A 5,990-nucleotide genomic window follows, 5' to 3' on the forward strand; every position below is an offset into this window, starting at 1 on the left:
CTAGATAAAACCCAAAACATGTCAGATAAACTCCACAACCTGTCAGATAAACCACCAAAACCCAGGCGCGCGCCAAAAAAAAATTCCCAGCAAGCCTGAAATCCCGCGCCATCCCAGAGCTGCCCCGGCAGCACAAAAAATAAAAAGCCCCTAGCAAAGGGCTTACATTTTAAGAAAATATCTCCGGCATTGTTATTTTCCGCAGCTTCTTTAAGTAATAATTATATTTTGGATGACTTGTATCCGTGGTGATTAAATCATTTTCACAATCTGTGCAGATAAAAGAAGTGTATAGATGTATTCCCCTGGTCTTTTCCTGCTCGCATATGACACATTCTTCCCCTGCCTGTTTTTTTGCTAATAGCGAACCCAATCACTCCACCTCCATACCCTTAGTCTGCCCAGATTACTATTATTGTATACAATTTTTTGAATTTTCACTGGCGGGTTTTTTCTGAGGTTACTTGATTAATATTGTATGATGAAAATCTAATTTGGGTGTATGTCTATAAAGGATTTCTTTTATTATTTTGCTTGATGCTTCAGGGACTGGCACAGATATCGTCCTTAAGTAGCAGTTACATACTTGTTTTGTTAAAATAGGAGAAGAATCATAGGAAAGTGTGAACATATGAATCAAAAAAACACTCCATTATGGAATCAATTACAAATACATGCTTCACATCAGCCGTTATCCTTTCATGTGCCAGGCCATAAGAATGGGTTTCTTGCAGCTGGTGAGGGAGCAGATTATTTTAAACATATTTTAAAGCTTGATGCTACGGAGCTCAGCGGACTGGATGATTTGCATTCTCCTGAAGGGGTCATCCTGGAGGCACAGGAGCTGCTTGCCAGCCTGTATGAAGTTTCAAAAAGCTTTTTCCTTGTGAACGGATCGACTGCAGGGAATCTTGCCATGGTCCTGTCAGCCGCAGACGAAAATGAGACTGTACTAGTCCAGCGGAACTGCCATAAATCCATCCTGAATGGCATTACTTTGGCTAAAGCGAAGCCGGTCTTTTTAGCGCCTGAGTTTAATGAAGAGTGGGGCGTCGCCGGGGGAGTGGCTTTAGAAACGGTTAAAGAGGCGATCAGGCAATATCCGGATGCAAAAGCAATCATTTTAACCTATCCGAATTATTATGGAATGGTCTACGACCTTGAAAATATTATACACTGTGCCCACGATCATGGTATTCCGGTGCTGGTGGATGAGGCACATGGAGCCCATTTAATGGGCGGGAGCCATTTTCCCGCTTCGGCCGTTCAGCTTCAGGCAGATCTTACTGTACAATCGGCACATAAAACGCTGCCTGCTATGACGATGGGTGCTTATCTGCATTTTAACAGCCGGTTTATAAAGGAAGAAAAAGTGACCAACTATCTGGGGATACTTCAATCAAGCAGCCCTTCCTATCCGATTATGGCTTCTCTTGATTTGGCAAGAGCGTATCTATCTTCATTTACGAAAAAGGATGAGGAGGCGCTGCTTGAAAAGGTCGGGCGTTTCAGGAGGAATTTAAACAGGATTAAAGGCATTAAGGTACTGCCATACGATCAATACAACGGTGACCCTTTAAAGGTAACCATCCAATCGGAAATCTCACTCAGCGGATTTGAACTGCAGACTCTTCTGGAGAAGCACGGGATCTTTACGGAAATGGCGGATCCCTATAATGTCCTGTTCGTTTTACCACTTTTGAAGAACGATATGGATTATCCATTTGACCGGGTTGTTGAATGTTTGAAAGAGGAATTGACATCATTCCAACCGGCAGAACGCCAGGAAAGAATCACTTTTAGTAAAAAGCCTGTCTCTGGCCTTGCCCTTGAGCAAAAGGAACAGAGTCAGCACACCATTAAAACGGTGGCATTGGAAGAGGCGGCCGGTAAAATATGCGCTCAGCAGGTAATTCCTTATCCGCCAGGCATTCCGCTCTTATATCCGGGTGAAATCATTGAGAGCGAAGATATCGAAAACATCAGATTTCAAATTCAGGCCGGAGCACGGTTTCAAAATGGAGACAATTTAAAAGCAGGCAGGATCAACATTTTTCAGGATCTATAAAAGCAGCTGGAGGAAATAAAATGAAAAAAGGTAAGTTTATTACGTTCGAAGGACCTGAGGGTGCCGGAAAGACTACGATTATTGATATGCTGGCAACTAATCTGGCAAAGGAAGGCTATCAGGTGCTTCAGACAAGAGAACCTGGCGGAATTGAGATCGCTGAGCAAATCCGAAGTGTCATACTTGATAAAAAGAATACAAAGATGGACCCGAGAACAGAGGCTCTGCTGTATGCGGCAGCCAGAAGGCAGCACCTGGCCGAGAAAGTAAAGCCGGCACTGGATGAGGGATCTATCATTTTATGTGACCGGTTTATTGATAGCTCTCTTGCCTATCAGGGTTATGCAAGAGGACTTGGCATTGAGGAGGTCTACTCCATCAACAGCTTTGCCATTGAAGGCATGATGCCCGAACTGACTTTGTATTTTGATATAGATCCTGAAGCCGGGCTGGAAAGAATCAATCAGCATAAAGGACGTGAAGTGAACCGCCTGGACCTGGAAAAGCTCGACTTTCACCATAAAGTGCGGGAGGGCTATCTGAAGCTAATGGAGCTTTACCCGGAGCGCATCTTTAAGATCGATGCTTCAAAGCCATTGGAGGAAGTGTATCAGCAGGCGGTGACTAAGCTGAAAGAACGAATATAAAAATCTGCCTTAAAGATCATATTTCTTTAAGGCTTTTTTAAAATATTTTTTCTGTATTCCCTTAATTTCTGCTTGAAGATAAAATAATTGATATAATAAAAGTAAGACAAAACGGATGAAAACTTTGTAAAGGGGATGGGCTTATGAAATTAATTCTGGCAGTCATTCAGGATCAGGACAGCAATAAGCTAATGAATGCTCTGGTTGACAATAACTTTCGTGCGACAAAATTGGCCAGCACGGGCGGATTCTTGAAATCAGGCAATACAACGTTCATGATCGGAACAGAGGATATCCGTGTGGAGAGAGCCATGCAGATTATTAAGGAAAATTGCAGAGCAAGAGACCAGCTGGTTGCACCGGTATCGCCGATGGGCGGAAACGCTGATTCTTATGTGCCATACCCTGTTGAAGTTGAGGTTGGCGGTGCGACAGTCTTTGTTCTGCCAGTCGAGCAGTTCCATCATTTTTAATCATTACAGAGGGAGCTTTGAGCCCTTTGCGGAGGATCAGTTATGAAAATTAATCAGGAACTTCGGCTCAAGATGGAAAATGTCCGTAATGAGCAGAAGCAGGCAGCCGGGAACGGTGTTAAATTTTCTGAAATGGTGCAAAAGCAGGACCAGAAAATGCAGTCTTCCCAGCTTCAGAGTCTGTTAAAGGATATAGATGCCGCAGGAGAACGGCTGGCCCGCTCCAGAACCTTTAAGGATCTGGCCAAATTTAAAACGCTTGTGAAAAAGTTTGTGAAGGAAGCGGTTGATTTTGGAATGGAGCTGAGGCAATCGCACAGCTGGAACCAGCATGGACAAGGCCGGTCTCTGAAAGTGGTGGAAACGGTTGATGAAAAGCTTTCAGAGCTGACAGATGAATTAATGAAAAAAGAAGAATCTTCTATTGATATATTAGGAAAAGTCGGAGAGATTAAGGGACTCCTAATAAATTTATATATGTAAGTGAGTGATACTTGTGGGAAAAACGTGGGAACAGCTGGAGGCTATACAGCCAGTTGTATTAAAAATGTTTAAAAATAGCATAGTAAAGGATCGGCTGGCCCACGCCTACTTGTTTGAAGGGATGAAAGGAACAGGAAAGCGGGAAGCAAGCATGCTTTTGGCGAAGAGCCGATTCTGCCGTGAGCCGCTTGAAGGGTATGTTCCATGTGAAACATGTTCAAACTGCAAAAGGATAAACAGCGGAAATCATCCGGATGTTCATATTCTGGAGCCGGACGGGCTTTCTATCAAAAAAAATCAGATTCAAAGCCTGCAGGAAGAGTTTTCAAAGACCGGGGTAGAATCCAGGCGGAAACTGTATGTGATTGTTCATGCTGACAAAATGACAGTGAACGCTGCCAACAGTCTGCTTAAATTTCTGGAGGAACCCCATTCAGAGACGACCGCTGTGCTGATTACCGAGCAGTCACAGCAGATGCTTCCTACTATTCTATCCCGCTGCCAGTCCATTTCTTTTAAACCATTATCTCCTGCTGAAATGATTCAGCAGTTAAAAAATAATGGAGTGGATCCTGCCCAGGCACCATTACTTGCACAAATTACCAATAATTTGGATGAAGCTTTACAATATAGTTCAGATGATTGGTTTGTACAAGCACAAAAAATAGTGTTAAAATTATATGAAGTGGTAAAGAAAAATCCGCTTGAGGCAATGGTTGCCCTTCAGGAGGATTGGTTCTTGCACTTTAAAGAAAAAGAGCAGATTGATCGCGGCTTGGATCTATTACTTCTTATTTTTAAAGATTTACTATATATTCAGCTTGGGAAACAAGACCAGGTTGTCCATCAGAACGAACGAAAACGTTTAGAGCAGTTTGCGCTGCAATCTTCCACCAAACGCCTGACGGAACAGATGACGGCTGTTTTGGAAGCCAAAAGAAAATTGCAGGCAAATATGAATCCGCAGCTGTTGATGGAACAGCTTGTGCTAAAATTGCAGGAGGGATCTTCCTTTGTATGATGTAGTAGGAGTGCGCTTTAAAAAAGCGGGCAAGATTTATTATTTTGATCCCGGAGATCTCTCAATACAAAAGGATGACTTTGTCATTGTCGAAACTGTCCGAGGCGTTGAATACGGAAAAGTGGTAATTGCCCCGAAGCAGGTTGATGAGCATGATGTTGTCCTTCCATTAAAAAAGGTTCTTCGTATTGCAGATCAAAAGGATCGCATGATTGTTGAGGAGAACAAGCAGGCCGCCAAGGAAGCATACGAGGTATGCTGTGAAAAGGTACAAACACATCAGCTTGATATGAAGCTGGTGGATGTTGAATATACATTTGACCGAAATAAGGTCATCTTCTACTTTACGGCTGATGGCCGGGTTGACTTCCGCGAGCTTGTCAAAGATCTCGCAGCCATCTTCCGGACAAGGATTGAACTTCGCCAGATTGGTGTGAGGGATGAGGCAAAAATGCTGGGCGGTATTGGACCATGCGGCAGAATGCTGTGCTGTTCCACTTTCCTGGGTGACTTTGATCCTGTATCCATTAAGATGGCAAAGGACCAGAATCTATCGCTGAACCCAACGAAAATATCGGGTTTATGCGGCCGCTTAATGTGCTGCCTGAAATATGAAAATGATGAGTATGAAGCAGCAAAAGAAATGCTCCCGGATCTTGGGGAATGGATTCAGACCCCGGATGGAGCCGGAAAAGTGGTAGGCTTGAATATATTGGAGCGTGTGCTGCAGGTTGATGTAAAAGAAGCCGAGCGCGTCCTCGAATATACACTGGATGAAATTTTAAAACAAGGTGCTGTATCAGTTCAGTCCACAGATTAAGAGGTGGAAGTCGTGGATAAAAAAGAAATCTTTGACTCTGTGAGTAATATGGAAACCCAAATTGGAGAGTTATATCAGCAGCTTGGTGAGTTAAAGCAGCATTTGGCAGAAATACTTGAAGAGAATAACTCTTTGAAGCTGGAAAATGAACATTTACGACGTCATTTAGACATACCTGCAGAAAAGGAAAGTACATCGGCGAAAAAAAGCAAATCAGAGCAGTCTGCCGATGCTGCAGATAATGATAGGGTGATTGATATTGGCGAAGGCTATGATAACCTGGCACGCCTCTATCAGGAAGGCTTTCACATTTGCAATCTCCATTTCGGCAGCCCGCGTAAAGAGGGAGACTGTCTGTTTTGCCTGTCTTTCCTGAATAAGAAGTAAACTTTTAGCCTTCCTGTGATAGGAAGGCTATTTTTCCATAAAAGCAAAGAATCAGAGAAAGTATACTTTGAACTTCGAGAACTGTCTAGCT

The 5,990-nt window shown here is 43.3% G+C and carries 8 protein-coding genes; 7 read left to right on the forward strand and 1 reads right to left on the reverse strand.

Annotation, left to right across the window (positions count from 1 at the left end; translation table 11 throughout):
- Positions 1-169 precede the first annotated feature (169 nt).
- Positions 170-373, reverse strand: coding sequence for a sigma factor G inhibitor Gin (locus CHI10_RS20630; protein ID WP_095246026.1), 204 nt, complete (start codon positions 371-373; stop codon positions 170-172).
- A 258-nt stretch (positions 374-631) separates the two neighbouring features.
- On the opposite strand from CHI10_RS20630, the gene CHI10_RS20635 reads away from it, so the two are divergent.
- The 7 genes from CHI10_RS20635 (at position 632) to yabA (ending at position 5,899) form a co-directional block, all read left to right on the forward strand.
- Positions 632-2,068 (forward strand): aminotransferase class I/II-fold pyridoxal phosphate-dependent enzyme, encoded by a 1,437-nt coding sequence (locus CHI10_RS20635; protein ID WP_095246027.1) that lies wholly within the window; start codon positions 632-634, stop codon positions 2,066-2,068.
- 20 nt (positions 2,069-2,088) lie between these two features.
- Positions 2,089-2,715 carry a dTMP kinase gene (gene tmk, locus CHI10_RS20640; protein WP_095246028.1) on the forward strand — a complete coding sequence of 209 codons (627 nt, stop codon included), beginning with the start codon at positions 2,089-2,091 and terminating at the stop codon, positions 2,713-2,715.
- Positions 2,716-2,858: 143 nt separating this feature from the next.
- Positions 2,859-3,188, forward strand: a complete 330-nt coding sequence (locus tag CHI10_RS20645) for a cyclic-di-AMP receptor (RefSeq protein WP_095246029.1) — start codon at positions 2,859-2,861, stop codon at positions 3,186-3,188.
- Positions 3,189-3,230: 42 nt separating this feature from the next.
- Entirely contained in the window at positions 3,231-3,671 is a 441-nt protein-coding gene (locus CHI10_RS20650) for a YaaR family protein (protein WP_095246030.1), read from the forward strand.
- A 13-nt stretch (positions 3,672-3,684) separates the two neighbouring features.
- Positions 3,685-4,692 (forward strand): DNA polymerase III subunit delta', encoded by a 1,008-nt coding sequence (holB, locus tag CHI10_RS20655; RefSeq protein WP_095246031.1) that lies wholly within the window; start codon positions 3,685-3,687, stop codon positions 4,690-4,692.
- Positions 4,685-5,512 carry a PSP1 domain-containing protein gene (locus CHI10_RS20660; RefSeq protein ID WP_035332950.1) on the forward strand — a complete coding sequence of 276 codons (828 nt, stop codon included), beginning with the start codon at positions 4,685-4,687 and terminating at the stop codon, positions 5,510-5,512. The genes holB and CHI10_RS20660 overlap by 8 nt, the downstream gene beginning before the upstream one ends.
- Positions 5,513-5,524: 12 nt before the next feature.
- Complete coding sequence (yabA, locus tag CHI10_RS20665; protein WP_095246032.1) at positions 5,525-5,899, forward strand: DNA replication initiation control protein YabA; 375 nt, start codon at positions 5,525-5,527, stop codon at positions 5,897-5,899.
- Positions 5,900-5,990: the final 91 nt, after the last annotated feature.

Origin of the sequence: Bacillus sp. 7894-2 (assembly GCF_002272225.1) — a bacterium.
Classification (GTDB): Bacteria; Bacillota; Bacilli; order Bacillales; family Cytobacillaceae; genus Cytobacillus.

Excerpts from the sequence above, each read along its gene's own strand:
- CHI10_RS20635 (WP_095246027.1), top strand. The coding sequence starts at position 632 with ATGAATCAAAAAAACACTCCATTATGGAATCAATTACAAATACATGCT.
- tmk (WP_095246028.1), top strand. The coding sequence starts at position 2,089 with ATGAAAAAAGGTAAGTTTATTACGTTCGAAGGACCTGAGGGTGCCGGA.
- CHI10_RS20645 (WP_095246029.1), top strand. The coding sequence starts at position 2,859 with ATGAAATTAATTCTGGCAGTCATTCAGGATCAGGACAGCAATAAGCTA.
- CHI10_RS20650 (WP_095246030.1), top strand. The coding sequence starts at position 3,231 with ATGAAAATTAATCAGGAACTTCGGCTCAAGATGGAAAATGTCCGTAAT.